This is a genomic window from Amycolatopsis ponsaeliensis, assembly GCF_030182635.1.
Classification (GTDB): domain Bacteria; phylum Actinomycetota; class Actinomycetes; order Mycobacteriales; family Pseudonocardiaceae; genus Amycolatopsis; species Amycolatopsis ponsaeliensis.
The window spans coordinates 21357-45529 of sequence record NZ_JAPZLD010000056.1 but is presented as its reverse complement, the minus strand read 5'-3'; the positions used below and the strand labels follow the sequence as shown (position 1 = coordinate 45529).

Genomic DNA, 24173 nt, shown 5'->3' with positions numbered 1-24173 from the left:
GAGGAGCCGATGAAGATCACCGCGGACACCGAGAGCTGTGTCGCGTCCGGACAGTGCGTACTGCTCGCGCCGGGGACGTTCGACCAGGACGAGGAAGCCGGCACCGTAGTCCTGCTTTCCGACGAACCGGCGGCCGGCGAGGAGGACGCGGTCCGGCAGGCGGAGCTGACCTGCCCGGCCGCCGCGATCCGGCTTTCGGGGTAGCGGGCGGCGCGTCCGGTTTGCCGGTTAACCTGCACCGATGACCGTACAGCCGGGCCGCAGACGGGACGCGGCCGCGACCAAGGCCGCGCTGCTCGACGCCGCGGCGGCGCTGTTCGCCGAGCGGGGGTTCGACCGCACGACCGTGCGGGACATCGCCGGGCACGCCGGGGTCAACCAGGCGCTGCTGTTCCGCTACTTCGGCAGCAAGGACGCGCTGTTCGAGGAGGTCATGGCCCGGGGCGGCCGCGAGCACCTGGCGGCCACCACCCCGGAGCACCTCTTCGGCACGTCGCTGCGGAGCATGCTCGAACCCGCGGATTCGGGACTGCGCAACCCGGCACTGGAGACGTACCTGCGCTCGACCGGCAGCGACACCGCGGCCGCCGCGATCCGCCGCGAGGTCGGCGAAGAGTACGCGCGGGTGCTGGCCACGCTGACCGACGCCCCGGATGCCGAGCTGCGCGCGGACCTGGCGCTGGCCTGGCTGCTGGGGATCGGCCTGGTCCGGGAGATCGCCGGCACCGAGCCGCTGGCCAGCGCCGACCCCGAGCACGTCAGCAACCTGGTGCTCACCGCCGTCCGCACCCTGCTGGAGCGCACCGAGTAGCCGTCGTGAGTGAGAAACAGTGTTCTAACCCTGTTTCTCACTCACGACCCGGCAACGCGCGCCGGAGCAGCTCGGCCAGGTGCACGGGTGTGCGGCCCGACTCCTGGGCGATCTGCGTCCGGCAGCTGAACCCGTCCGACACCACCACCGTCTCCGGGGAGGCCGCCCGGATCGCCGGGAGCATCCGGTCCTCCGCGACCGCCTTCGACACTTCGTAGTGGCCGCGCTCGAAGCCGAAGTTGCCTGCCAGGCCGCAACATCCCGAGTCGAGCGTCGTGTTGCGTACCCCGGCTGCCGCCAGCGCCGATTCGTCGGCGCCGAAGCCCAGCACCGCGTGCTGGTGGCAGTGGACCTGCGTGATCGCGTCGACGTCCAGGGCCGCGAACGGGATCGGCGCCCGCTCGAGCAGTTCCGCGAACGTGAACGTCCGGGACGCCAGCAACTCGGCACGCGAATCGCCCGGCAGCAACGCCGGCAGGTCGCCGCGGAACAGGGCCGTGCAGCTCGGTTCCAGCCCGGCCACCTCGTAACCCTCCTCGAGATACGGTGCGAGGACGTCCAAAGTACGAGTCAGGACGCGGCGCGCGACGCCGAGCTGGCCCGTCGACACCCACGTCAGTCCACAGCAGACTCCACGGTCCGGCAGGACGACGTCGTAGCCCGCCGCGGTCAGGACTTCGTGCGCGGCGTCCAAAACGGACGGCGTCAGGTAGTTGTTGAACGAGTCCGGCCACAGCACCACCCGACGCTCCCCCGATGCCCGCCGCCGGAGGTCCGCCCGCGACGACGTGAACGGCGAAGGAGCGAACGATGGCAGCGCGCGCTCCGGCGCGATCCCGCCCAACCGCTTCACCAGGCCTGCCATCCGAGAACGACCGACGAAGTTGGCGAGCCGAGGCGCCCGCGCACTGAGCCGCAGCCACAGCGGCAGCCAGCCCATCGAGTAGTGCGACGCCGGCCGCAGCCGCCGGCGGTAGTGCTGGTGCAGGAACTCCGCCTTGTACGTCGCCATGTCGACGTCCACCGGGCAGTCCGACAGGCATCCCTTGCAGGACAGGCACAAATCCAGGGCATCATGCACTTCGGACGAGCGCCAGCCGTCCGTGATCACCTCGCCGTTGATCATCTCGGCCAGCAGGTGCGCGCGCCCGCGCGTCGAGTGCTGCTCCTCGCGGGTGGCGCGGTAGCTCGGGCACATCACGCCGCCGCCGCTGGTGTTGCGGCACTTGCCCACGCCGACGCAGCGCCGCATCGCCTGCCCGAAACTCCCCCGGTCCTCGGGGTACCCGAGCACAGTGACGTCCTCTATGGACAGCGGCGCCGAGCGAACCCGCAAATCGGCGTCGACCGGCCGCGGCGCCACCAGGATGCCGGGGTTCATCCGCCCGGCGGGGTCGAAGATCGCCTTGAACCGCCCGAAGAGGTCCATCATCTCCGGGCTGTACATCCGGGACAGCAGCTCCGACCGCGCCTGGCCGTCGCCGTGCTCACCGGACAGCGAACCACCGTGCGCCGCGACGAGGTCCGCGGCTTCCTCCAGGAACCGCCGAAAATCCACCACGCCGGAAGCCGACAGCAGGTCGAAGTCCAGCCGCAGGTGGAGACAGCCTTCGCCGTAGTGGCCGTAGACGACGCTGCGCCGGCCGTGCGAGCGCATCAGTTCCTTGAACTCGCGCAGGTACGCGCCGAGACGCTCGGGCGGGACGGCCGCGTCCTCCCAGCCCGGCCAGGCCTCCGAGCCGTCCGCGAGCCGGGTCGCGAGCCCTGCGCCCTCCTCGCGGATGCGCCACAGCCCGCGTTGCGCGGCCGGGTCGTCCACGATCGCGAACCCGGTCAGCTCCAGCGACGCCGCCAGCGCGCGAGCCCGCGAAGCCGGGTCGTCGCCGGCCAGCTCGACGAACAGCCACGCCCCGCCCGGCGGCAGGTCGCCCGCGCGTCCGGGCAGCATCGCGACGAGTTCGGCGTCGACGCCCTCGACGGTCAGCGGCGACCACGGCAGGATCGACGGCACGGCGTCGGCCGCGGCGATGTCGGACGGGAAGCCCAGCACCGCCAGCACGCGACGAGCGGGCAGCTCGGCCAGCTCGACCGTCGCTTCGAGGATCGTGACGCAGGTGCCTTCCGAGCCGACGAGCGCCTTCGCGACGTCGAACCCGTTCTCCGGCAGCAGGTGTTCGAGCCCGTAGCCGGACACGCGCCGCGGCCACGTCGAAAGTTCCTTGCGCAGCAACGCCAGGTTGTCCCGCACGAGCGCACGCAGCTCGTCGAAGATCCGGCCTTCGGTGGGTTCGTCGCGGCCGACCTTCAGCCGCGTGCCGTCGTAGAGCAGGACGTCGAGCGAGCGGACGACGTCGACCGTGCGCCCCCACGCCACCGAGTGCGACCCGCACGCGTTGTTGCCGATCATCCCGCCGAGCGTGCAGCGGCTGTGCGTCGACGGGTCCGGGCCGAACCGCAGCCCGTGCGGCGCGGCGACCGCCTGCAGGTCGTCGAGCACGGTCCCGGGCAGCACCCGCGCGAGCCGCGTTTCCGGGTCCAGCGAGAGCACCCCGCCGACGTGGCGCGAGGTGTCGATGACCAGGCCCGGCCCGCACGCGTTCCCGGCGACGCTCGTGCCGCCGCCGCGCGCGATCACCGGCAGGTCGCGGGCGCGTGCCTCGGCGACTGCGGCGATCACGTCGTCGACGGACTCCGGCAGCACGACACCGCGCGGCACGTGGCGGTAGTTGGAGGCGTCGGTGGTGTACAGCGCGAGCGTGGCGGCGTCGGTGAGGATCTCCACGCCCCCATTCAAGTCGACGACGGGCCTCCGTACCTCTCCAGCCGGGTATGTCCGAAACCACACTCCGTGTGCCATCGTGATCGCGTGACGGCAAAGGAGCACGTCGCCGAGTACAGCGCGGTGCTGGGCGAGCTGCTGCGCGAGCGCGAAAAGCTGCTCGGCACCCTCGACCGGGTCGCCGCGCTGCACGGAACCGCGCGCCTGATCCGGGAGACGGTCGGCGCGAAGGCCGGGTTCGTCGGTGAGCTCACCGAGCCGGGGCGGGCCGTGATCCGCTGGATGTCCGGCAACCGCACCGACGCGCTGCAGGACCTCGAAGTGCCCGTCGGCCAGGGCATCGGCGGGCGGGTGCTGGCACTGGGCCGGCCGGTGCGGGTCGCCGACTACGTCAGCTCGCCCACGATCACCCACCACTTCGACGCCCAGGTGCGCGGCGAGGGCCTGGCCGCGATGCTGGCCGTCCCGATCATCGCGCGCGGCGAGACCGTCGCGATCGCCTACGCCGCCATGCGCGAGCCCGCCGACTTCGGCGACGACGCCGTCCGGCGGATGGAAGAGGTCGCCTGCCAGGCCGGGACGGCGTTGCACCTGGCGAAGGTCGCCGAGACCGACCGCACGGCGGCGGTGGCCGGCGAACGCCTGCGGATGCAGAGCGCGCTGCACGACTCCGTCGGCGCGTTGCTGTTCTCCATCGGCGTCCAGGTGCGCGACCTGCACGAGGACGTCCGCGAACACCCCGGCCTGGACGCGCGGCTGCGGCGGCTGGAGGGCGACGTCTCGGCGGCGGCCGGGGCGCTGCGGGAGTCGCTGCTGGCGCTGTCGGAGTCCAGCCCGGAGCGGGCGCTGCCGGTCGAGCTGGCCGAGCACTGCCGCTCGTTCCAGGCACGCTGCGGCGTCCCGGCCCGGTTCGTGCAGCTCGCCGCGGTGCCGCCGCTGGACGCCGAACGGACCGCGCTGCTGGTCGCCGCGGTCCGCGAAGGGCTGCTCAACGTCGAGAAGCACGCCCGGGCGTCGTCGGTGATCGTCAGCCTCCTGCCCAGCGAAGACGGGGTCCAGGTGGTCGTCGCGGACGACGGCACCGGCGCGGCGGCCGTCCCCGGCACGGGCGTGGGCCTGCGGACGCTGGCCGGGCGCGCCCTGCGGCTCGGCGGGCGGGTCAGCCTGGTTCGCGACGACGACGACGGCTGCACCCTGCGCGCGTGGGTGCCACTGGTGCGGCCGTGACGACGGCGACGGTGTTCGTCGTCGACGACCACCCCGTGGTCCGCGACGGCGTGACGCTGCTGCTGCGCTCGGACCCCTGCCTGAGCGTGGTCGGGTCCGCGGAGTCCGGGCGGCTGGCGATCGAACGGGTGGCGGCGCTGGCCCCGGACCTGATCCTGCTCGACCTGCGCCTGCCGGACATGCTCGCGCCGGAGGTCGTCACCGAGCTGCGGCGCGTGCACCCGGACGGCAAGATCGTGGTGTTCACCGCCCACGGCGACCACCAGGGCGTGCTGGCCGCGCTGGAGTCGGGGGCGCACGGCTGCCTGCTCAAGGACGCGGCGGGCGCGCAGCTGGTGACCGAGCTGCGGCGGGTGCTGCGCGGCGAGCGCGTCGTCGACCCGCGGATCCTGCCCGACGCCGGGCAGCGGTCGGACGCGCTGGCCCGCAGCGGCCTGACCCGCCGCGAGTACGAGGTCCTGCGGCTGGCCGCGCAGGGGCAGACGAACCCGGAGATCGCCGAGTCGACGGGGCTCGCGCGCAACACGGTCAAGACGTACCTGCAGTCGGCGCTGCACAAGCTCGGCGCACGCAACCGCGTCGAGGCCATCGGCAAGGCCAGCGAGGCCGGCCTGCTGTGAGATCGTCACCCGGGTGACGATCGACCTGCACGCGCACACCACGGCCTCCGACGGGACGACGCCGCCCACGGACCTCCCTCGACTGGCCGCCGAGGCCGGGTTGACGGTGCTCGCGCTGACCGACCACGACACCTTCGCGGGCTTGGCGGCGGCGACCGCTGTCTCGGACCTCGAAATCGTCCCCGGCGTCGAGATCTCCTGCCGGCTCGACGACGCGGAGGTGCACCTGCTCGGGCTGTTCGTCGATCCCGGGCACGAGCCCCTGGAAGCCGAGCTGGAGCTGATCCGCACCGACCGCACCCGCCGCGCGGTGCGGATGGTCGAGCGGTGCCGGGAACTCGGCGCGCCGATCACCTTGGAGCAGGTCGAGACGATCGCCGCGGGCGCGCCGCTCGGGCGTCCGCACATCGCCGCGGCGCTGGCCGCGGTGGGCGTCACCGATGCCTTCACGGCGAACTGGATCGCCGACGGCGGACGGGCGGACGTGCCCAAGCACGTGTTGTCCACAGTGGACGCGATCGGGCTGGTCCGGGCGGCCGGGGGTGCGGCGGTGCTGGCCCACCCGCGGTCGGTGAAGCGCCGCGCGGAGGTGAGCGACGCCCAGCTGGCCGCGCTGTCTCAAGCCGGGCTGACCGGGATCGAAGCCGATCACCCGGAGCAGCCGCCGGAGGTCCGGGCGCGGCTGCGTGAAGTGGCCGCGGACCTGGGGTTGCTCGCGACGGGGTCCAGCGACTTCCACGGCGACCGCAAGCCCGTCCGCCTCGGCGAGTGCACGACCTCCCCCGACGTGCTGGCGGCCCTGCGAGCGGCCGCCGTGTCCGTTTCGTAGCCGCTTACCTCTCCACGTGGGGGTGTCCGAGGACTCGGCCCCACCGCAGGATGACCGCCACCGACGGTGACTCACGTCACACGAGTGGAGGAGGCGTCTTGCGTCCTGGAGTGAGTCCGTGCTGACCGTACGTGGTCTGCGCGTGCGGTACGGCCGGTCGACGGCCGCCCTGCACGGGGTCGACCTCGACGTCTCCGCCGACGGCGTCCTCGCCGTGCTCGGCAGCAACGGCGCCGGGAAGTCCACCCTGCTGCGGGCCGTCTCCGGCACCCTCCGCATGCACCGCGGCGCGATCGAAGCCGGCGAAATCCGCTACGACGGCCACGCGCTCGGCAAGCTCGACCCGGCCCGGATCGTCCGGCTCGGCGTCGTCGGCGTGCCCGAGGGACGGCAGGTATTCGCCCGGATGACCGTCGAGGAGAACCTGCGCGCCGGCGGCATCGGGGCGCGCACCGCGGCCGAACGGGACGCCGCCCGCAAGCGCGTCGACGAGCTGTTCCCCGTGCTCACCGAACGCGCCAAGCAGCGCGCCGGCCTGCTGTCCGGCGGGGAGCAGCAGATGCTGGCCATCGGCCGGGCGCTGATGTCCGCGCCGCGGCTGCTGCTGCTCGACGAGCCGTCGCTGGGACTGGCGCCGAAGATCGTCGAGCAGATCGCCCGGATCATCCGCGAGATCCACGAGCAGGGCACCGCGGTGGTGCTGGTCGAGCAGAACGCCGTGATGGCGCTCGGCGTCGCCGACCACGCGGTCGTGCTGGAGGTCGGCCGGGTCGCGCTCGCCGGGACGGCCGCCGAGCTGTCCGCCAGCCAGGACGTCCAGCGGCTGTACCTCGGCGGGCACGCCGAGTCGCAGGAGACCGCCGACGCCGAAGCGGAGACCGCGCGCGAGCGCCTGGCCGGCCGGACGCTGTCGAGGTGGGCCGGATGACACCGCCGGAGCTGCGCGTCGAGGGCGTTTCCCTGCGGTTCGGCGGGATCCGCGCGCTGGACTGCGTCTCGTTCACCGTCGTCCCCGGTTCGCTGCACGCGCTGATCGGGCCGAACGGCGCCGGGAAGTCCAGCTGTTTCAACGTGATTAGCGGCCTGTACCGGGCCGACGACGGCCACGTGCGGCTCGGCGGCACCGACCTCACCGGGCTCGCGCCGCACAAGCTCGCCGGGCTCGGCGTCGGCCGGTCGTTCCAGAACGCCGCACTCTCGGCCGGCTCCACGGTGCTGGACAACGTCCTGCTCGGCCGCCACGCGCTGACCCGCGGCGGGTTCCTCGAAGCCGGGCTGCGCCTGCCCTGGACCGTCCGCGCCGAACGCCGGCACGCCGAACGCGCCCGCGAGATCTGCGCGTTCCTCGGCCTCGGCGCGGTCGTCGACACGCCGGTCGGCGCGCTGCCCTACGGCGTCGTCAAGCGCGTCGACCTGGCCCGGGCGCTCGCCGTCGAGCCGGTGCTCCTGCTGCTCGACGAGCCCGCGGCCGGGATGAACGCGGCGGAGACGGCGGAGCTGGCCGGCACGATCAGCGGGATCCGCGCCGAGCTGGGCATCTCGATCCTGCTCGTCGAGCACGACATGGGCCTGGTGATGGACATCGCCGACCGGGTCACGGTGCTCGACTTCGGCCGCCGCATCGCCGACGGCACCCCGGCGCAGGTCCAGGCCGACCCCGAAGTCATCAAGGCCTACCTGGGCACGGAGGCGGCGTGAACACATTCCTGCAGCTCACGGTGAACGGCCTCGGCAAGGGCGCGGTTTTCGCGCTGCTCGCGCTGGGGTTCGTGATCATCTTCAAGGCCACCGAGGTGGTCAACTTCGCGCACGGCTCGCTCGTGCTCTTCGGCGGTTACCTCGTCGTGGTGACGCGGGACGCGCTGGGCTGGGTGGGCGCGTCCCTGGTCGGCATCGTCTCCGCCGGGCTGCTCGGCCTGGTCGTGGAACGGCTGCTGCTGTCGCGTTCCCGGCACGCCGACGCGAACAGCCTGGCCCTGCTCACCATCGGCGTCGACGTGATCGTCACCGAGGAGATCGTCCGCCGCCTCGGTGTCACGCTGCCCTTCCTCGGCGGGGCCTGGGACGCGCAGCCGTTCCAGCTCGGCGGGATCACGCTGTTCCGCACGCACCTGGTCGCCCTCGCCGTGGCCGCGGTGCTCATCACGGCGTTCTGGCTCGCCTTCAAGTACTCGAACTGGGGCGTGGCGATGCGGGCGCAGGCGGAGAACCGCGAAGCCGCCGCGCTGATGGGCATCCGCAGCTCCCGCGTCACCGCGACGGCCTGGCTGGTCGCCGGGCTGCTGGCCGGGGTGGCCGTGCTGTTCATCGCGACGCAGGACTTCTCCGGCGCCGGGCTGTCGCGCGGGACGCACTCGATCGCGCTGGCCGCCTTCCCCGCGGCGATCCTCGGCGGCCTCGACTCGACGGCGGGCGCGGTGGTCGGCGGCCTGGTCGTGGGCCTCGTGGAAGCGCTCTCCGCGCAGTACGTCTCGTTCGACTTCTCGAAGAGCGCGGTGTTCCTCGTGATGCTGGTGGTCCTGGTGGTGCGGCCCTCGGGGCTGTTCGGCACGAGGGAGCGAACACGTGTCTGACAGTGCCGTGTCCGAAGTGGACAGCCCGCCCGCGGCCGGGGAGCCGCCGGTGAAGCCGCGCCGCGACCTGGCGAAGCTCGTGCGCGCGGTCGCGTGGCTCGCGCTGCTGGTCGTCCTGCTCGCCCTGCCGCTCTACCTCGACGCGGCCTGGCTCAAAGCCGGGCAGTACATGATGATCGGCGGGGTCGGCGCGATCGGGCTGACGCTGGTGGTCGGGCAGGCCGGGCAGCTTTCCCTGGCCCACGCGTTCTTCCTGCTCGCCGGCGGCACGGCCTACACCGTGCTCTCGGGGCCGACCGGCGACGACCGCGTCATCGGGTTCGGCCTGGACCCCGGCCTTTCGCTGCTCGGCGCAGTGGCCGTTTCGGCACTGCTGGGCCTCGCCTTCGCGCCGGTGGCCGGGCGGCTGCGCGGGATCTACCTCGGCGTCGCGTCCCTGGCTTTGGTGTTCCTGGGGCTCTACTTCGGACAGTCGGCCGAGGAGCTCACCGGCGGGACGTCGACCGGACGCGCGCCCACGCCGTTCTCGCTGTTCGGCTTCCCCTTCACCAACGACGGCCCCGAGATCACCCTGCTCGGCGTGCCGATCCGGCAGGCCGAGCGCACGTGGTACCTGTTCCTGCTGCTCACCGCGCTGGCGTTCGTGATCGCGCGCGGCGCCGTCGCCGGCCGGCCCGGCCGGTCGTGGCGGGCGGTGCGCGACAACGAAGCCGCGGCCGCGGTGATGGGCGTCAGCGTGCTGCGTGCCAAGGCGGGCGCGTTCGCCGTCTCGTCGGCCTACGGCGGGCTCGCCGGCGCGATGACCGTGCTGTGGTTCGACATCCTCAAGCCGGACGAGAGCGAGTTCGGCACCTACGGCATCAACGTGTCCATCGCCTACCTCGCGATGGTCATCATCGGCGGGCTCGGCTCGGTCCCCGGCGCCCTGGTCGGCGCGCTGATCGTCAACGGCCTGCCGCAGGTGCTCGCCCTCTACTCAGCCGACCTGGGCTGGTTCTCCGGCACCGGCGACGGCGCGCTGACCCCGGTCCTGGTCAGCTCGTTCGTCTACGGCGCCGCGATCATCCTCGTCGTGCTGTTCGAGCCGGGCGGGCTCGCCGCGATCGGCCGCCGGATCACCCGGAAACGCATCCGCCGTCAATCCAGTCAACCCGCGGAGGAATCATGAAACGCACACACCTGGCGGCGGCGCTGGCGGCCGTCCTCGTCCTCTCGGCGTGCAGCACGAAAGCGGGCGACTCGGGCTCGTCGGGCTCCGACAGCTCCGGCGTCAAGACCGGCAAGGGGGTGACCGCCACCGACGTGACGCTCGGCGTGATGACCGACAAGTCCGGCGTCTTCAAGAACCTCGGCCTCGGTGTCACGCAGGGCAACGAGCTGTGGGCCAAGGACTTCAACGCCGCCGGCGGCGTCTGCGGCCGGCAGGTGAAGCTCGAAGAGGTCGACCACGGCTACAAGGCCGACACGGCCAAGACGCTGTACCCGCAGATCGAGCCGAAGGTGCTCGGGTTCGTGCAGCTGCTCGGCTCGCCGGTGGTGGCCGCGCTGAAGCAGAACCTGGCGACCGACAAGGCCGTCGCCGCGCCCGCGTCGTGGTCGTCGGAGCTGCTGGACAACCCGTACGTGATGATCGTCGGCACCACCTACGACCTGGAGATCATCGACGGCCTGGCCTACCTGCAGGAGCAGGGGCAGCTCAAGGACGGCGACACGATCGCGCACGTCTACATCGACGGCGAGTACGGCAAGAACGGCCTGCGCGGCTCGCAGTTCTACGCGAAGAAGCACAACCTGACGGTCAAGGAAGTGAAGATCACCTCGACCGACAGCGACCTGACGAACGTCGTCACCGGGCTCAAGGGCGCCGGGGTGAAGCTGATCGCGCTGACCACCACGCCCGCCCAGACCGGGTCCGCCGTCGCGGCGAACAAGGCGCTCGGGCTGAACGTGCCGGTGCTGGGCAACAACCCGACGTTCGACCCCGCCCTGCTGAAGAGCCCGGCGGCGAGCGCGCTCGACAAGCTCACGATCGTCGCGAGCAGCGTCCCGTTCTCGGCCGACCTGCCCAAGGCCAAGGACGTCGCGGCGAAGTACAAGGCCGCGTACAAGGAGACGCCCAACGGCGGGGTCCCCTACGGCTACGCGGTCGGCGAGGTCTGGGGCGCGGTCCTGAAGAAGGCCTGCGACAACAAGGACCTCACCCGCGACGGCATCGCCGCGGCGCTGAAGCAGACGACGTCGGCGAACACCGACGACCTGGTCGCGGCGCTCGACTTCTCCAAGCCGGGGACGCCGGCGACGCGCCAGGTGTACGCGGCGACCCCGGACGCCACCGCCGAGGGCGGCGTCCGGTACGTCAAGCCGCTGTTCGAGGCGCCCGAGGCTAAGGAGTACGTGGCGCCGCACCAGAAGTGAGCCGTCGTCCGGCCAGCGCGGCCGCCTCCCGCAGCGGGGTGGTCGCGTTGGCCTTCGCGGCTCGCAGGAGGTCCGTGACGGTCTTCTCGATCGTCTCGACGCGGGCCAGCGCGGCCTCGTGGTCCAGGCCTTCGGCTTCGCGCGAGAGCGTGTAGAGGATCCCGCCGGCGCTCGCGACGTAGTCCGGCACCCACAGGACACCGCGGGCGGCGAGGTCTTCCGCGACGGCGTCTTCGGTGAGCTGGTTGTTGGCCGGGCCGACGACCAGCGGGGTGTCGAGCCGGGCCACGGTCTCGGGGCTCAGCACCCCGCCGACCGCCGCCGGGATGACGACGTCGGCCGTCAGGGTGAGCGCCTTCTCGGGCTCGACCCAGCTCAAGCCCCCTTGTTCGGCGCCGGCGCGCTTCGCCGGGTCGATGTCGGAGACGACGACGTCGGCGCCGGCCTGCTGGAGGCTCGCGGCCAGGTGCGCGCCGACCGAGCCGTAGCCGCTGATCACCACCCGGCGGCCGGTCATGTCCGGCGAGCCGAGCGCGCCCCGGAGCGCGGCCAGCACGCCGACGGCCGCCGGGCCGCTGGAGGAGCCGGTGCCGCCCGCGGACTCGGGCGTGCAGAACGCGAACGCCGAGACCTCGCGCAGCACCAGCATGTCGGCCGGGCCGGTGCCGACGTCCGGGCCGGCCAGGTAGCCGCCGCCGAACTCGGCGACCAGGTCGGCGTGGTCGAGCAGGACGTCCCGGCGTCCGGCCGGCGAGAGGACGCGTCCGGGCTCCAGCGCGATGACGCTCTTGCCGCCGCCGAACGCGAGCCCCGCGACGGCGCACTTCGCCGTCATCGCGGCCGACAGGCGAAGGACGTCGTCGATCGCCTGGTTGAGCGTGGCGTAGGGCTTGAGGCGGCAGCCGCCGACGGCCGGGCCGAGAGCGCTCGAGTGGATCGCGACCATCGTCGTGACGCCGGATCGACGGCCACGCCGCGCGACGAGCTGTTCATGTGCGGTCATGCCGACCGAAGTTAGGGTGAACATCGACGCTGTCGACTTGTCGCCGAACTAAATTCGGTGACGGCCCGGAGGCCCCCGTGCTGGACGAACTTGATTCGGCGATCGTGCGCCACCTGCAGGAGGACGCCCGGCAGACCAACCGGGACATCGCCCGGAAGGTCGGCATCGCGCCCTCGACGTGCCTCGAACGCATCCGGCTGCTGCGGGAGCGGGGCGTCATCCGCGGCTACCACGCCGACATCGACCTGGCGAGCCTCAACCGCGGCGTCCGGGCGCTGGTCGCGGCGCAGGTGCGGCCGCTGAGCCGGGCGGTCATCGACGAGTTCCAGCGGTCCATCGCGGACCTGCCCGAGGTGCTCTCGGTGTACGTGACCGCGGGGAGTGACGATTTCCTGATCGAAGTCACCACACCCGACATCGACGCACTGCACGCGTTCCTCGCCGACCGGCTCGCGTTGCGCCGGGAGATCGTCGGTTTCCGGACGTCGATCGTTTTCCGGCACCTGCGCAAGACGACGATTGAGCCACTCGGCGGAGGGTATCCGGGGAGCACCGGACCGGGTGCGACACGCCACCCCTAGGTGTTTCCCCTAAATCCCCCGGTTCGCACGCTCAAAGGCGGAAAATGTCGGTGACGGGCGGTCTAATGAGTCCCGACGGGAAGGAGGCACCGCCATGACAACGGAACTGAACCACCGTGAGCGGGCCACATTGAGAGCCGTGGCCGGGGGCCGCGCCGAGATCAGCTGCAGCTGCGAGCCCGACCTGTTCATCGACGGCCTGAGCTGCTGCGACCAGTCGACCGTGCACCGGCTCGCGCGGCTCGGCCTGATCGCCCCGGCCATCCCCGGCAAGTGCGGCACGCGCGTGCCCGCCGTGCTGACCGAAGCCGGCTCGCTGGCGCTGGGCGAGGTTTTCGCCGTCGCCGCGTAATCGCATTGCCACGCACTGGGGTCACTGACAGCATTACCCGATGCACGTATTCCTCGAAACCGAGCGGCTGATCTTCCGCCGGTTCACCGAGAACGACGCCGACGCGCTCTTCACGCTCTACGACGACCCGGCCGTGATGAAGTACCTCAATGGGGGACAACCCGCGGACCGCACCGAGATCGTCACGCTGGATCTTCCCGCGTTCCTCGGTTACTACGAGCGTTTCCCCGGTTACGGGTTCTGGGCGGCGATCGAGAAGAGCACCGGCGATTTTCTGGGGTGGTTCCATTTCCGCCCGCGCCCGCACGATCGCACCGACGAGCCGGAACTGGGGTACCGGCTGCACCAGCGGGCCTGGGGCAAGGGCTACGGAACCGAAGGCTCGGCGGCGCTGCTCGCCAAGGGCTTCACGGACCTGGGGGTCCGCCGCGTCACGGCGTTCACGATGGTGGTGAACACAGCGTCGCGCCGCGTGATGGAGAAACTGGGGATGACGTTCGTCCGCACGTACTTCGAGGAGTACCCGGAGCACGAGCGGGCACCGGGCAGCGAACACGGCGAAGTCGAGTACGCGATCACCCGCGAGGAATGGCTGGCGCGGTCGTGAGTGGGAAACAGGGTTAGAACCCTGTTTCCCGCTCACGACAGTCAGGTCAGCGGTAGACCTCGAACTCGTAGATCCGCGCCGCGCCGTTGCCGTCGTTGGCCGGCGTGGTGAGGTTCAGCTTCACGTACCGGGCCGACCGGGTCGTGATCGGATGGTAGGTGCGGCCGGCCCGCGAGCCGGTCACCGACGCGACGGTCGTCCACGTCGAGCCGTCGGTCGACGTCTGGATCGTGAAGGCGCCGGTGTTCCAGCCCGTCGTCTCACCGCCCAGGCCGGCGTGCTTGACCACGAACGAGGACACGTTCTGCGCCGACCCGAGGTCCACCTGGAGGAACTTCGTGGCCGCGGTCGAGCAGAACTTGCTGTTGTTCGCCAGGCTGCCGTCGACCGCGTTGGCCGCGCCCTCGGCCGAGTTGCACGCCGCCGAGCCCGTCGCCGCCTTGCCCTGCGCCAGGTTCGTGCCGAGGTCCGGCGCGGTGGCCGGCGGCGTGAACCCGTCGTTGTACGACGGCGGGACGTCCGCCGTGCCCGTGCCCCAGGCACTCGGCGACGAGCCCATCGTGTAGTTCAGCGTCGACGCGCCCGCGATGTCGCCGTAGCGGATCCACGACTTGGTCGTCGCGGTCCCATTGACGCTGAGGCTCTGCACGTACTGCGCACCCTGGCCCGCGCCGGAGCCGTTGATCTGGATCGTGCCGCTCGGGCGGATGATCGAGACCGCCGGGAACAGCGGGCCGTGCAGGGCCAGGACGTCCGCACCCGGGGTCGCCGGGTACATGCCCAGCGCGGCGAAGACGTACCACGCCGACGTCGCGCCGAGGTCGTCGTTGCCGGGCTCGCCGCCCGCGCCGGTGGTGAACGACTCGTTCATGACGCGCCGCACCGCCGAGCTGGCGCCCTGCGGGTGGGCGGCGTAGTTGTACGCCCACGGCACGCCGTGCTCGGGCTCGTTGCCGATGTAGAAGTACGGCTGGGTGAGGCCGCCGTTGAGCTGCGTGAAGTGGTGGTCCAGCCGCTGGACGGCGGTCTTCGCCCCGCCCATCAGGTTGATCAGGCCCTGGTAGTTGTAGGGCACCATCCACGTGTACTGCGACGGGTTGCCCTCGGTGTAGCCGCTGTTGCTCGACGGCACGACCGGCCAGGCGAACGTGCCGGTGCTGCCGCGCGGCTGGATGTAACCGGAGTCGGTGCCGTACACGTTCTGCCACCACTGGGCACGCTGCATGTAGGTGTTGTACTTCGTCGTGTCGCCGACGGCCTTCGCGAACTGCGCCACCGCGAAGTCCGACGCCGAGTACTCGAGCGAGTCCGACGGATCCTCGGTGACGTAGTGCCGGCTGACGTACCCGGACTGGCGGCCGCGGATCGCCCCGCCCTGCGCGGTGCCGCCGTTGGAGCTCTTGTCCATCAGCGTCAGCGCCGCCGCGGTGTCGAAGCCGCGGACGCCGAAGGCGTACATGCTGCCGACGACGATCGGCCCGGGGTCACCGGTCATCACGAAGTGCTCGTTGTTGTTGTGCGACCACTTGGGCAGCAAGCCGCCCTGCTGGCCGTCGAGCACCATCGACTTGGCGATGTCGCTGGCTTCGGCGGGCGCGACCAGCCCGATCAGCGCGGCCCACGACCGGTAGATGTCCCAGCCGGAGTAGTTCTGGTACACGGTGTGCGACGCGGTGTGGATGGCCTGGTCGAACCCGCGGTACTGGCCGTTCGTGTCGCTGGCGATGTTCGGGTTCTGGAACACGTGGTACAGCGCCGTGTAGAACTTCTGCAGGTCCGCGGCCGCGCCGCCGGTCACCTGGACGCGGTTGAGGATGGTGTTCCAGCTCGTGTCCGCCGCGGCGCGCGTTCCGGCGAAGTCGAAGCCGGGGTTCTCGGCGGCGAGGTTCGCCTGCGCGTTGGCCAGGCTGACGAACGAGATGCCGACCTTCGCCTGCACCGTCGTGTTGCTCGAGGTGTCGAAGGTGACGTAACCGCCGGCGTTCGTGCCGCTGGTGCTCGCGGACCCGGCGTTCACCGTGCCGCCGAGCCAGGTGCCGAACCCGCTGGGCGCGCGGTCGAACTGGATCACGTAAAAGATCTGGTAAGTCTTGGACGAGCCGCAGAAGCCGCCGCCGGTCGCCGTGCCGGTGAGCTGGCTGCCGCTGATGCTGACGGATCCGGCGCGGTTGCCGGTCGCGCTGCGGCCGGGGTTGACCAGCAGCCGCGCGGACGTCGTGTTCGGGTAGGTCAGCTTCATGAAGCCGGACCGCTGGGTCGCGGACAGCTCGACGGTGGTGTTGTAGTTGTCGAGCTTGTTCTTGTAGTAGCCGGGCGCGGCCGACTCGTTCGCCTTGGTGTAGCGGCCGGCGTAGCCCGTCCAGCCGGTGCCCGGCGAAGTCCCGATGGCGCCGGTGATCGGCAGCAGGCCGAGGTCTTCGTTGTTGGGGCAGCCGGCGCCGTTGAAGTGGGTCAGGCTGAACTCTTCGATGCTGGTGTCGCTGTAGCGGTACCCGGACGGCGATCCGGTCGGGGTGTCCGGACTGAACTGCGTCATCCCGAACGGCACGGAGGCACCCGGGTAGGTGCTGCCGCCGGCGCCGCCGGGCACGGGGTTCGGGGAGTTGCTGTTGTCGGTGCCGATGAAGGGATTCACGTACTGCGTAAGGGCCAATGTGGCAGCGCCGGCCGGTGCGGTGGGCAGCGCGACGAGCCCTCCGGCCGCGACGATCGCGGCGAGCGCGGCCCCGCGCAGCCGCCTGGCGAGTGGTCCGGACATGGAACCTTCCCTCCTTGCCGCACGCTTCCGCCGGGCGACAACGTTGTCGAGCAAGCGTTTCTGACAACGTTGTCAACGCGGAACAGGTCGCGCCGACGACGTTGTGGCGATCGAAGTGGTACCGGAACTCGGTGGCACGACATGGTGCCACGGCGGGACCCTGTCGCGGAAGCACCGAAAGTCCGTTGTGCGCCAACCGGTTCCGCGACCGGACCACTCAGTACCGGTGGACCGCTCGCCCGCCGGCAGGCTCGCGCGGGAGGGAATCCCGAACTCGCGTGATCAGAGCCGGAACCGGCGTGATCAGAGCCGGAACTCGCGAGTTCCGGCCCCGATCACGCGAGTCACGGTTCCGGTCACGCGAGTTCCGGCCCGGATCACGGGGCCCGGGTCACCCAGTGGTCGCCGAGTCCGGTCGTCGTGGCTTCGCCGTTCGTCAGGTTCGCGAGCCAGCTCTCGAACTCCGGGCCCTCCTCCGGAGCCAGCCCGATCTCGAAACGTGCCAGAGCGTCGAAGCGGGTCGCGTGCACCAAGTACGGCGACGCGCGCAGGTCGTTCTCGAGCCGGCCCGCGCGGTCGTAACTCACCGCCACTTCCACGAGCCTGAGCCGCCGGTGTTCTAGTACACCAACCACTTCCAGCGCGTCCGAAACGGACTGACCGTACGCGCGGATCAGCCCGCCCGCCCCGAGCAGCACTCCCCCGAAGTAGCGGCTCACCACCGCGACCGTGTCCGTGACTTCGCGGCGGCGCAGCACTTCCAGCATCGGGATGCCCGCGGTGCCTGCCGGTTCACCGTCGTCACTGGACCGCCGGGTTCGCCCATCAGGCCCCAAAACGAACGCGTGGCAGTGGTGCCGCGCCCCCGGTTCGGCGCGACGGCGGCCCGCGATGAACTCGCGCGCGGCCTCTTCCGACGTCACCGGGGCGAGCGCGCAGAGGAACCGGGACCGCTTGATCTCGACCTCGTGGACCCCGGATCGAGCCACGGAGAGATAACGATCAGTCATCGGACGAGTCCGCCATGCACCCAGCTTGCCACCCCGCGGAGGTGTCGCGACACGTGCCCCGGACCACTTGGGACAGACATTTCCGCAGGTCAAGGGCAACATCGACCGGTAGACGGGAGGAACAGCCCGGCATATGGGACTACCCTGGGACCCGTCAACGTAAGCGTGGCATTTCCCACCCGGGGACAACGACGTATGTCGATAACAGCGAATTCACACTATCGTCATAAGACCCGGCGAACCCGGGAGTAACACCGCGCGCTCCGGCTGACCCCCACCACAGTGGTCTGCCTGTGCGCGCACGCAGGACCGACATGTTCGGCTGCCCAGCGCTGTGCGGCCTCCCAGATGACCCGCGTCCGGTTTCCGAGCATCGACGCCCGGCCGACGCTTCGCGGCATCTAGCACTTCATCAACGCCGACAACAGCAACTGTTCTCGACTGACCATCGCGGTACCGGACCACTTCGTTAACCGGTTCAGCTCGAACCACTCGATGGAGTGAGTACCGGTCGCGCCAACGCCTTGGGAGGCGGCCAGCCGTGACCCACCGTGCCCGTTCCCTGTCCCCCACGGGGCAGCAGCTCAGCAACGCCGAGGCCGAGGGCCTCTACCGGAGCGACTACGAACACGACGCCTGCGGTGTCGCCTTCGTCGCCGACCTGACCGGCCGCCGAGATCACGCGATCGTCGCGAAGGCCCTGGTCGCGTTGCGCAACCTGGAACATCGCGGGGCGCGGGGCGCCGAACCGGACACCGGCGACGGCGCCGGGCTGCTGATCCAGATCCCCGACGAGTTCTACCGCGACGTCGTGGACTTCGAGCTCCCCGAGCCCGGCACCTACGCCGTCGGCACGGCTTTCCTGCCGCAGGACGAAAAGCGCCGCGGCCGGGCCATGACGACCATCGAGCGCATCGCCGCCGAAGAAGACATGCGAGTCCTCGGCTGGCGCGAGCTGCCGGTGCACACCGAGCACTGCGGTCCGACCGCCGCCGAGACCATGCCGCACTTCACGCAGCTGTTCCTCACCGCGCGCCGCCCGAAGCCGGAGCACTCGGACCCGCTGCACATCGAGCGCAGCGCGTTCTGCGTCCGCAAGCGTGCGGAGCACGAGCTCGTCGAAGACGACGTCTACTTCCCGAGCCTCTCCTCCCGCACGATCGTCTACAAAGGAATGCTCACCGAGCCCCAGGTCGAGCGGTTCTTCGCCGACCTGACCGACGAGCGCGTCACCAGCGCCATCGGCCTCGTGCACTCCCGCTTCTCCACCAACACCTTCCCGTCGTGGCCGCTCGCGCACCCGTACCGCTACGTCGCGCACAACGGCGAGATCAACACCCTGCGCGGCAACCGCAACTGGATGGACGCCCGCGAAGCCCTCCTCGAAACCGACCTGGTCCCGGGCGACCTCAAGCGGATCTACCCGGTCATCACGCGCGGCGCCAGCGACTCGGCGAGCTTCGACGAGGTCCTCGAACTGCTCCACCTCGGCGGCCGGTCGCTGCCGCACGCGGTTCTCATGATGATCCCGGAAGCCTGGGAGAATCACCAGGAAATGGACCCGGCGCGACGCGCCTTCTACGAGTTCCACTCGACGCTCATGGAGCCGTGGGACGGCCCGGCGCTCGTCGCCTTCACCGACGGCAGCCAGATCGGCGCGGTCCTGGACCGCAACGGCCTGCGCCCCGGCCGGTACTGGGTGACCGACGACGGGCTCGTCGTGCTCGCCTCCGAGGTCGGCGTGCTCGACATCGACCCGGCCACGATCGTCCGCAAGGGACGCCTCGAGCCCGGCCGGATGTTCCTCGTGGACACCGTCGAGGGCCGGATCGTCGAGGACGACGAGATCAAGACCGAGCTGGCCACCGCGCACCCGTACGACGAGTGGATCGAAGCCGGCCTGGTGAACCTCGAAGACCTGCCCGAGCGCGACCGCGAAGTGCCGCTGCACGCCGCGCTCGTGCGCCGCCAGCAGGCGTTCGGCTACACCGAGGAAGAGCTCGAAGCCATCCTCGAGCCGATGGCCCGCACCGGCGCGGAGCCGATCGGCTCGATGGGCAACGACTCGCCGATCGCGACGCTGTCCAGCCGGCCGCGGCTGATCTTCGACTACTTCATCCAGCTGTTCGCCCAGGTGACCAACCCGCCGCTGGACGCCATCCGCGAGGAGCTCGTCACCGCGCTCGGCGCGCAGATCGGCGCCGAGCCGAACCTGCTGGCCGGCGACGCCGCCAGCTGCCGCCGGATCGCGCTGCCGTTCCCGGTGCTCGACAACGACCAGCTCGCCAAGCTGGTGCACGTCAACGACGACGGCGACCTGCCGGAGTTCCAGGCGGTCACCGTGCTCGGCCGCTACAACGTCCACGGCGGCGGCGAGGCGCTGATCCAGCGGCTCGACGAGATCCGGGCCGAGGTGTCCGAGGCGATCGAGGACGGCGCGCGGCTGATCGTGCTGTCCGACCGCGGCGTCGACGAGAACCACGCGCCGATCCCCTCGCTGCTGCTGACCGGCGCGGTGCACCACCACCTCGTCCGCGAGAAGACGCGCACGCAGGTCGGCCTCATCGTCGAGGCGGGCGACGCGCGCGAGGTGCACCACATCGCGCTGCTCATCGGCTACGGCGTCGCCGCGGTGAACCCGTACCTCGCGATGGCGACCGTCGAGGAGATGGCCCGCCAGGGCCTGATCCCGGGCGTGACGCCGAAGGAAGCGACGTACAACCTCATCAAGGCGCTGGGCAAGGGCGTCCGCAAGACGATGTCCAAGATGGGTGTCTCGACGGTCGCGTCCTACACCGGCGCGCAGATCTTCGAGGCGATCGGGCTCGGCGAAGAGGTCATCGACAACTGCTTCACCGGCACGACGTCCCGCCTCGGCGGGGTCGGCTTCGAGACGCTGGCCGACGAAGTCGCGAAGCGGCACAAGTACGCCTTCCCGGCCGACGGCGTCCGCGCCGCCCACCGCGAGCTGGAGACGGGCGCGGACTACCAGTGGCGTCGCGAAGGCGAGCCGCACCTGTTCAACCCGCAGACGGTGTTCAAGCTGCAGCACTCCACGCGGTCCGGGAAGTACGACGTCTTCAAGGAGTACACGAAGGCCGTCGACGACCAGGCCGAGAAGCTGCTGACGCTGCGCGGGCTGTTCGACTTCGAGTACGGCAAGCGGGCGCCGGTGCCGATCGACGAGGTCGAACCGGTCTCGGAGATCGTCAAGCGGTTCGCCACCGGCGCGATCTCCTACGGCTCGATCTCGATGGAGATGCACCAGACCCTCGCCATCGCGATGAACCGCCTCGGCGGGAAGTCCAACACCGGTGAGGGCGGCGAAGACGCGGAGCGGCTCTACGACCCGGAGCGGCGAAGCGCCGTGAAGCAGGTCGCGTCCGGCCGGTTCGGCGTCACGAGCGAGTACCTCGTCAACGCCGACGACATCCAGATCAAGATGGCGCAGGGTGCCAAGCCCGGCGAAGGCGGGCAGCTGCCCGGCGCGAAGGTGTACCCGTGGATCGCGAAGACGCGGTTCTCGACGCCGGGCGTCGGCCTCATCTCGCCGCCGCCGCACCACGACATCTACTCGATCGAAGACCTCGCCCAGCTGATCCACGACCTCAAGAACGCCAACCCGAAGGCCCGCATCCACGTGAAGCTGGTGTCCGAGGTCGGCGTCGGCACGGTCGCGGCGGGTGTGTCGAAGGCACACGCGGACGTCGTGCTCATCTCGGGTCACGACGGCGGGACGGGCGCGTCGCCGCTGTCGTCGATCAAGCACGCGGGCGGCCCGTGGGAGCTCGGCCTGGCCGAGACCCAGCAGACGCTGCTGGCCAACCGGCTGCGCGACCGGATCGTGGTGCAGACCGACGGCCAGCTCAAGACCGGCCGTGACGTCGTCATCGCGGCGCTGCTCGGCGCCGAGGAGTTCGGCTTCGCGACCGCGCCGCTGGTGGTGTCGGGCTGCATCATGATGCGCGTCTGCCACCTCGACACGTGCCCGGTGGGCGTCGCGACGCAGAACCCGAAGCTGCGCGAGAAGTTCAGCGGCAAGGCCGAGTACGTCGTCAACTTCTTCGAGTTCATCGCCCAGGAAGTGCGCGAGTACCTGGCGGAGCTGGGCTTCCGGTCGATCGCCGAGGCCGTCGGCCACGCGGAGTTCCTCAACAAGCGCAAGGCGATCGAGCACTGGAAGGCGGCCGGGCTGGACCTGTCGCCGATCTTCCACGTGCCCGAGCTGGCCCCCGCCGGGCTGCGCCTGCAGCAGACGCTGCAGGACCACGGGCTCGAGAAGGCGCTCGACAACACGCTGATCCAGCTCGCCGAAGGCGCCCTCAACTCGGGTGACAAGGTGCGGCTGGAGCTGCCCGTCCGCAACGTGAACCGGACCGTCGGCACGATGCTCGGCTCGGAGCTGACCCGGCGCTGGGGTGGCGAGGGCCTGCCCGACGACACCATCGACGTCACCTTCACCGGGACCGCCGGCCAGTCGTTCGGCGCGTTCGTGCCGAAGGGCATCACGCTGCGGCTCTACGGCGACGGCAACGACTACGTCGGCAAGGGCCTCTCCGGCGGCCGGCTGATCGTGCGCCCGCCGAAGGAGGCACGGATCGCCGCCGAGGACCACATCATCGCCGGCAACGTGATCGCCTACGGCGCGACCAGTGGCGAGATCTTCATCCGCGGCAAGGTCGGCGAGCGGTTCTGCGTGCGCAACTCGGGCGCGCTGGCCGTCGTCGAAGGCGTCGGCGACCACGGCGGCGAGTACATGACCGGCGGCCGGATGGTCGTGCTCGGCCCGATCGGGCGCAACTTCGCGGCCGGCATGTCCGGCGGCATCGCCTACGTGCTGGACCTGCCCGCGCACCGCGTCAACCCGGAGATGGTCGACCTCGACCCGCTCGACTCCGAGGACGCGGACTTCCTGCGCGAGACGCTGGAAAAGCACTACGACGAAACGGAATCCGCCGTCGCGCGGGAGCTGCTGGCCGACTGGGACGCGGGCGTCGACCGCTTCGGGAAGGTCATGCCGAAGGACTACAAGCGCGTGCTCGCCGCCCAGGTGCAGGCGGAGCGCGACGGGCGCGACGTGAACGAGGCGATCATGGAGGCCGCACATGGCTGACCCCAAGGGCTTTCTGACCACCACCCGCGAAGAGGCGAAGCGCCGCCCGGTCGACCTGCGGCTGATGGACTGGCGAGAGGTCTACGAGGACTTCGCGTCAACGAAGCTGGAGAAGCAGGCCGGGCGCTGCATGGACTGCGGCATCCCGTTCTGCCACCAGGGCTGCCCGCTCGGGAACCTCATCCCGGAGTGGAACACCCTGGTGTGGCGGGAAGACTGGCGCCAGGCCATCGAACGGCTGCACGCGACCAACAACTTCCCGGAGTTCACCGGCACTCTGTGCCCGGCGCCGTGCGAAACCGCGTGCGTGCTCGGGATCAACGACGACCCCGTGACGATCAAGCGCGTCGAGATCTCCATCGTCGACCGCGCCTTCGAAGAGGGCTGGGTGACGCCGCAGCCGCCCACCGCGAAGACGGGCAAGAAGGTCGCGGTCGTCGGGTCCGGCCCGTCGGGACTTGCCGCGGCGCAGCAGCTCACGCGCGCGGGCCACAGCGTCGTGGTCCTCGAGCGGGCCGACAAGATCGGCGGGCTGCTGCGCTACGGCATTCCCGAGTTCAAGATGGAGAAGCACCGGCTCGACCGGCGCCTGGCGCAGATGGAGGCCGAGGGCACGGAGTTCCGCACCTCGGTGAACGTCGGCGTCGACGTCACGGCGTCGGAACTGCAGTCGTCCTATGACGCGGTCGTGCTCGCGGGCGGGGCCACCGACTGGCGCGACCTGCCGATCACCGGCCGCGAGCTGGCCGGCATCCACCAGGCGATGGAGTTCCTGCCGCCGGCCAACCGGGTCGCCTCCGGGGACCTCGAGTCGTCTCCGTTCGACGCTTCCGGCCTCGACGTCGTCGTCATCGGCGGCGGCGACACCGGCGCGGACTGCGTCGGGACGTCGCACCGCCAGGGCGCTCGTTCGGTGACGCAGCTCGAGATCATGCCCAAGCCGCCGGAGAGCCGTTCCGACGCCCACCCGTGGCCGACCTACCCGATGATCTACCGGGTGTCCTCGGCGCACGAAGAGGGCGGCGAGCGGATGTACGCGGTGAACACCCAGGAGTTCCTGGGCGACTCCGACGGGCGCGTGCGGGCGCTGAAACTGGTCGAGGTGCGCAACGAGGGCGGCAAGTTCGTCCCCGTCGAAGGCTCGGAAAGCGAGCTGCCCGCTCAGCTCGTCCTGCTGGCGATGGGCTTCCTCGGGCCGCAGAAGAAGGGCCTGATCGAGGACCTCGGCGTCGAGCTGGACCAGCGCGGCAACGTGGCCCGCGACAAGGCGTTCAAGACGAGCCTGGACAACGTCTTCGTGGCCGGCGACATGGGCCGCGGCCAGTCCCTGATCGTCTGGGCGATCGCGGAAGGCCGCAGCGCCGCGGCCGGCGTGGACGCCTACCTGACCGGGCGCGACGTCCTGCCCGCGCCGATCGCGCCGACGGACCGGCCGATCGCGTAGGACCCGGCGCCGGCGGAGGTGTCACTGTCGCCACCTCCGCCGGCGCTGTAC

At 70.9% G+C, this 24173-nt stretch carries 19 protein-coding genes; 15 read left to right on the top strand and 4 right to left on the bottom strand.

Going from position 1 to position 24173, the window contains the following annotated elements; all coding sequences use genetic code 11:
* The first annotated feature begins 9 nt into the window (after positions 1-9).
* Together QQ657_RS48420 and QQ657_RS48415 are read left to right on the top strand one after the other, a co-directional pair.
* Complete coding sequence (locus QQ657_RS48420) at positions 10-204, top strand: ferredoxin (RefSeq protein ID WP_284749196.1); 195 nt, start codon at positions 10-12, stop codon at positions 202-204.
* Between the two features lie 37 nt (positions 205-241).
* Positions 242-811, top strand: coding sequence for a TetR/AcrR family transcriptional regulator (locus QQ657_RS48415; RefSeq protein ID WP_284749195.1), 570 nt, complete (start codon positions 242-244; stop codon positions 809-811).
* Positions 812-848: 37 nt separating this feature from the next.
* Here the strand turns inward: QQ657_RS48415 and QQ657_RS48410 are convergent, their stop codons facing one another.
* Positions 849-3593, bottom strand: coding sequence for an FAD-binding and (Fe-S)-binding domain-containing protein (locus QQ657_RS48410; RefSeq protein WP_284749194.1), 2745 nt, complete (start codon positions 3591-3593; stop codon positions 849-851).
* Positions 3594-3677: 84 nt separating this feature from the next.
* Between QQ657_RS48410 and QQ657_RS48405 the strand changes: the two genes are divergently transcribed.
* The 8 genes from QQ657_RS48405 to QQ657_RS48370 all read left to right on the top strand — a co-directional run bounded on the left by QQ657_RS48405 (position 3678) and on the right by QQ657_RS48370 (position 11254).
* Positions 3678-4817: a GAF domain-containing sensor histidine kinase gene (locus QQ657_RS48405; RefSeq protein ID WP_284749193.1), complete on the top strand. Its 1140-nt coding sequence runs from the start codon at positions 3678-3680 to the stop codon at positions 4815-4817.
* Positions 4793-5437 carry a response regulator gene (locus QQ657_RS48400; protein WP_284749192.1) on the top strand — a complete coding sequence of 215 codons (645 nt, stop codon included), beginning with the start codon at positions 4793-4795 and terminating at the stop codon, positions 5435-5437. Before QQ657_RS48405 ends, QQ657_RS48400 begins: the two co-directional genes overlap by 25 nt.
* A 13-nt stretch (positions 5438-5450) precedes the next feature.
* A complete protein-coding gene (locus QQ657_RS48395; RefSeq protein WP_284749191.1) occupies positions 5451-6266 on the top strand; it encodes a PHP domain-containing protein in 816 nt (271 codons plus the stop codon).
* Positions 6267-6384: 118 nt separating this feature from the next.
* Positions 6385-7194, top strand: a complete 810-nt coding sequence (locus QQ657_RS48390; protein WP_284749190.1) for an ABC transporter ATP-binding protein — start codon at positions 6385-6387, stop codon at positions 7192-7194.
* A complete protein-coding gene (locus QQ657_RS48385; RefSeq protein WP_284749189.1) occupies positions 7191-7964 on the top strand; it encodes an ABC transporter ATP-binding protein in 774 nt (257 codons plus the stop codon). Before QQ657_RS48390 ends, QQ657_RS48385 begins: the two co-directional genes overlap by 4 nt.
* Entirely contained in the window at positions 7961-8839 is an 879-nt protein-coding gene (locus tag QQ657_RS48380) for a branched-chain amino acid ABC transporter permease (RefSeq protein ID WP_284749188.1), read from the top strand. Before QQ657_RS48385 ends, QQ657_RS48380 begins: the two co-directional genes overlap by 4 nt.
* On the top strand, positions 8832-10007 hold the full coding sequence (locus tag QQ657_RS48375; protein WP_434056859.1) for a branched-chain amino acid ABC transporter permease: 1176 nt from the start codon (positions 8832-8834) through the stop codon (positions 10005-10007). Before QQ657_RS48380 ends, QQ657_RS48375 begins: the two co-directional genes overlap by 8 nt.
* Entirely contained in the window at positions 10004-11254 is a 1251-nt protein-coding gene (locus QQ657_RS48370; protein WP_284749187.1) for an ABC transporter substrate-binding protein, read from the top strand. The genes QQ657_RS48375 and QQ657_RS48370 overlap by 4 nt, the downstream gene beginning before the upstream one ends.
* Here the strand turns inward: QQ657_RS48370 and QQ657_RS48365 are convergent.
* Positions 11223-12257, bottom strand: coding sequence for a Glu/Leu/Phe/Val dehydrogenase dimerization domain-containing protein (locus QQ657_RS48365; protein ID WP_284749186.1), 1035 nt, complete (start codon positions 12255-12257; stop codon positions 11223-11225). The genes QQ657_RS48370 and QQ657_RS48365 overlap by 32 nt on opposite strands.
* A gap of 80 nt (positions 12258-12337) precedes the next feature.
* Here QQ657_RS48365 and QQ657_RS48360 point away from each other — a divergent pair, with 80 nt between their 5' ends.
* The 3 genes from QQ657_RS48360 to QQ657_RS48350 all read left to right on the top strand — a co-directional run bounded on the left by QQ657_RS48360 (position 12338) and on the right by QQ657_RS48350 (position 13797).
* Complete coding sequence (locus QQ657_RS48360) at positions 12338-12838, top strand: Lrp/AsnC family transcriptional regulator (protein ID WP_284749224.1); 501 nt, start codon at positions 12338-12340, stop codon at positions 12836-12838.
* A 94-nt stretch (positions 12839-12932) separates the two neighbouring features.
* Positions 12933-13190, top strand: a complete 258-nt coding sequence (locus QQ657_RS48355) for a hypothetical protein (protein WP_284749185.1) — start codon at positions 12933-12935, stop codon at positions 13188-13190.
* A gap of 40 nt (positions 13191-13230) precedes the next feature.
* A complete protein-coding gene (locus QQ657_RS48350; protein WP_284749184.1) occupies positions 13231-13797 on the top strand; it encodes a GNAT family N-acetyltransferase in 567 nt (188 codons plus the stop codon).
* Positions 13798-13843: 46 nt separating this feature from the next.
* Here QQ657_RS48350 and QQ657_RS48345 read toward each other — a convergent pair whose 3' ends face one another.
* Together QQ657_RS48345 and QQ657_RS48340 are read right to left on the bottom strand one after the other, a co-directional pair.
* On the bottom strand, positions 13844-16555 hold the full coding sequence (locus QQ657_RS48345) for a GH92 family glycosyl hydrolase (protein ID WP_284749183.1): 2712 nt from the start codon (positions 16553-16555) through the stop codon (positions 13844-13846).
* Positions 16556-16932: 377 nt separating this feature from the next.
* The gene (locus QQ657_RS48340) at positions 16933-17565 is read right to left on the bottom strand and encodes a YigZ family protein (RefSeq protein ID WP_284749182.1); all 633 of its coding nucleotides are present in this window, start codon (positions 17563-17565) and stop codon (positions 16933-16935) included.
* Positions 17566-18106: 541 nt separating this feature from the next.
* Here QQ657_RS48340 and gltB point away from each other — a divergent pair.
* Positions 18107-22678, top strand: coding sequence for a glutamate synthase large subunit (gene gltB, locus QQ657_RS48335; RefSeq protein WP_284749181.1), 4572 nt, complete (start codon positions 18107-18109; stop codon positions 22676-22678).
* On the top strand, positions 22671-24122 hold the full coding sequence (locus QQ657_RS48330) for a glutamate synthase subunit beta (protein WP_284749180.1): 1452 nt from the start codon (positions 22671-22673) through the stop codon (positions 24120-24122). Before gltB ends, QQ657_RS48330 begins: the two co-directional genes overlap by 8 nt.
* Positions 24123-24173 lie beyond the last annotated feature (51 nt).

Bases quoted from the DNA above. Each gene is read 5' to 3' on its own strand.
- QQ657_RS48420 (WP_284749196.1), top strand. From the start codon at position 10: ATGAAGATCACCGCGGACACCGAGAGCTGTGTCGCGTCCGGACAGTGC.
- QQ657_RS48415 (WP_284749195.1), top strand. From the start codon at position 242: ATGACCGTACAGCCGGGCCGCAGACGGGACGCGGCCGCGACCAAGGCC.
- QQ657_RS48385 (WP_284749189.1), top strand. From the start codon at position 7,191: ATGACACCGCCGGAGCTGCGCGTCGAGGGCGTTTCCCTGCGGTTCGGC.
- QQ657_RS48370 (WP_284749187.1), top strand. From the start codon at position 10,004: ATGAAACGCACACACCTGGCGGCGGCGCTGGCGGCCGTCCTCGTCCTC.
- QQ657_RS48365 (WP_284749186.1), bottom strand. From the start codon at position 12,257: ATGACCGCACATGAACAGCTCGTCGCGCGGCGTGGCCGTCGATCCGGC.
- QQ657_RS48355 (WP_284749185.1), top strand. From the start codon at position 12,933: ATGACAACGGAACTGAACCACCGTGAGCGGGCCACATTGAGAGCCGTG.
- QQ657_RS48350 (WP_284749184.1), top strand. From the start codon at position 13,231: ATGCACGTATTCCTCGAAACCGAGCGGCTGATCTTCCGCCGGTTCACC.
- QQ657_RS48345 (WP_284749183.1), bottom strand. From the start codon at position 16,555: ATGTCCGGACCACTCGCCAGGCGGCTGCGCGGGGCCGCGCTCGCCGCG.
- QQ657_RS48340 (WP_284749182.1), bottom strand. From the start codon at position 17,565: ATGACTGATCGTTATCTCTCCGTGGCTCGATCCGGGGTCCACGAGGTC.
- QQ657_RS48330 (WP_284749180.1), top strand. From the start codon at position 22,671: ATGGCTGACCCCAAGGGCTTTCTGACCACCACCCGCGAAGAGGCGAAG.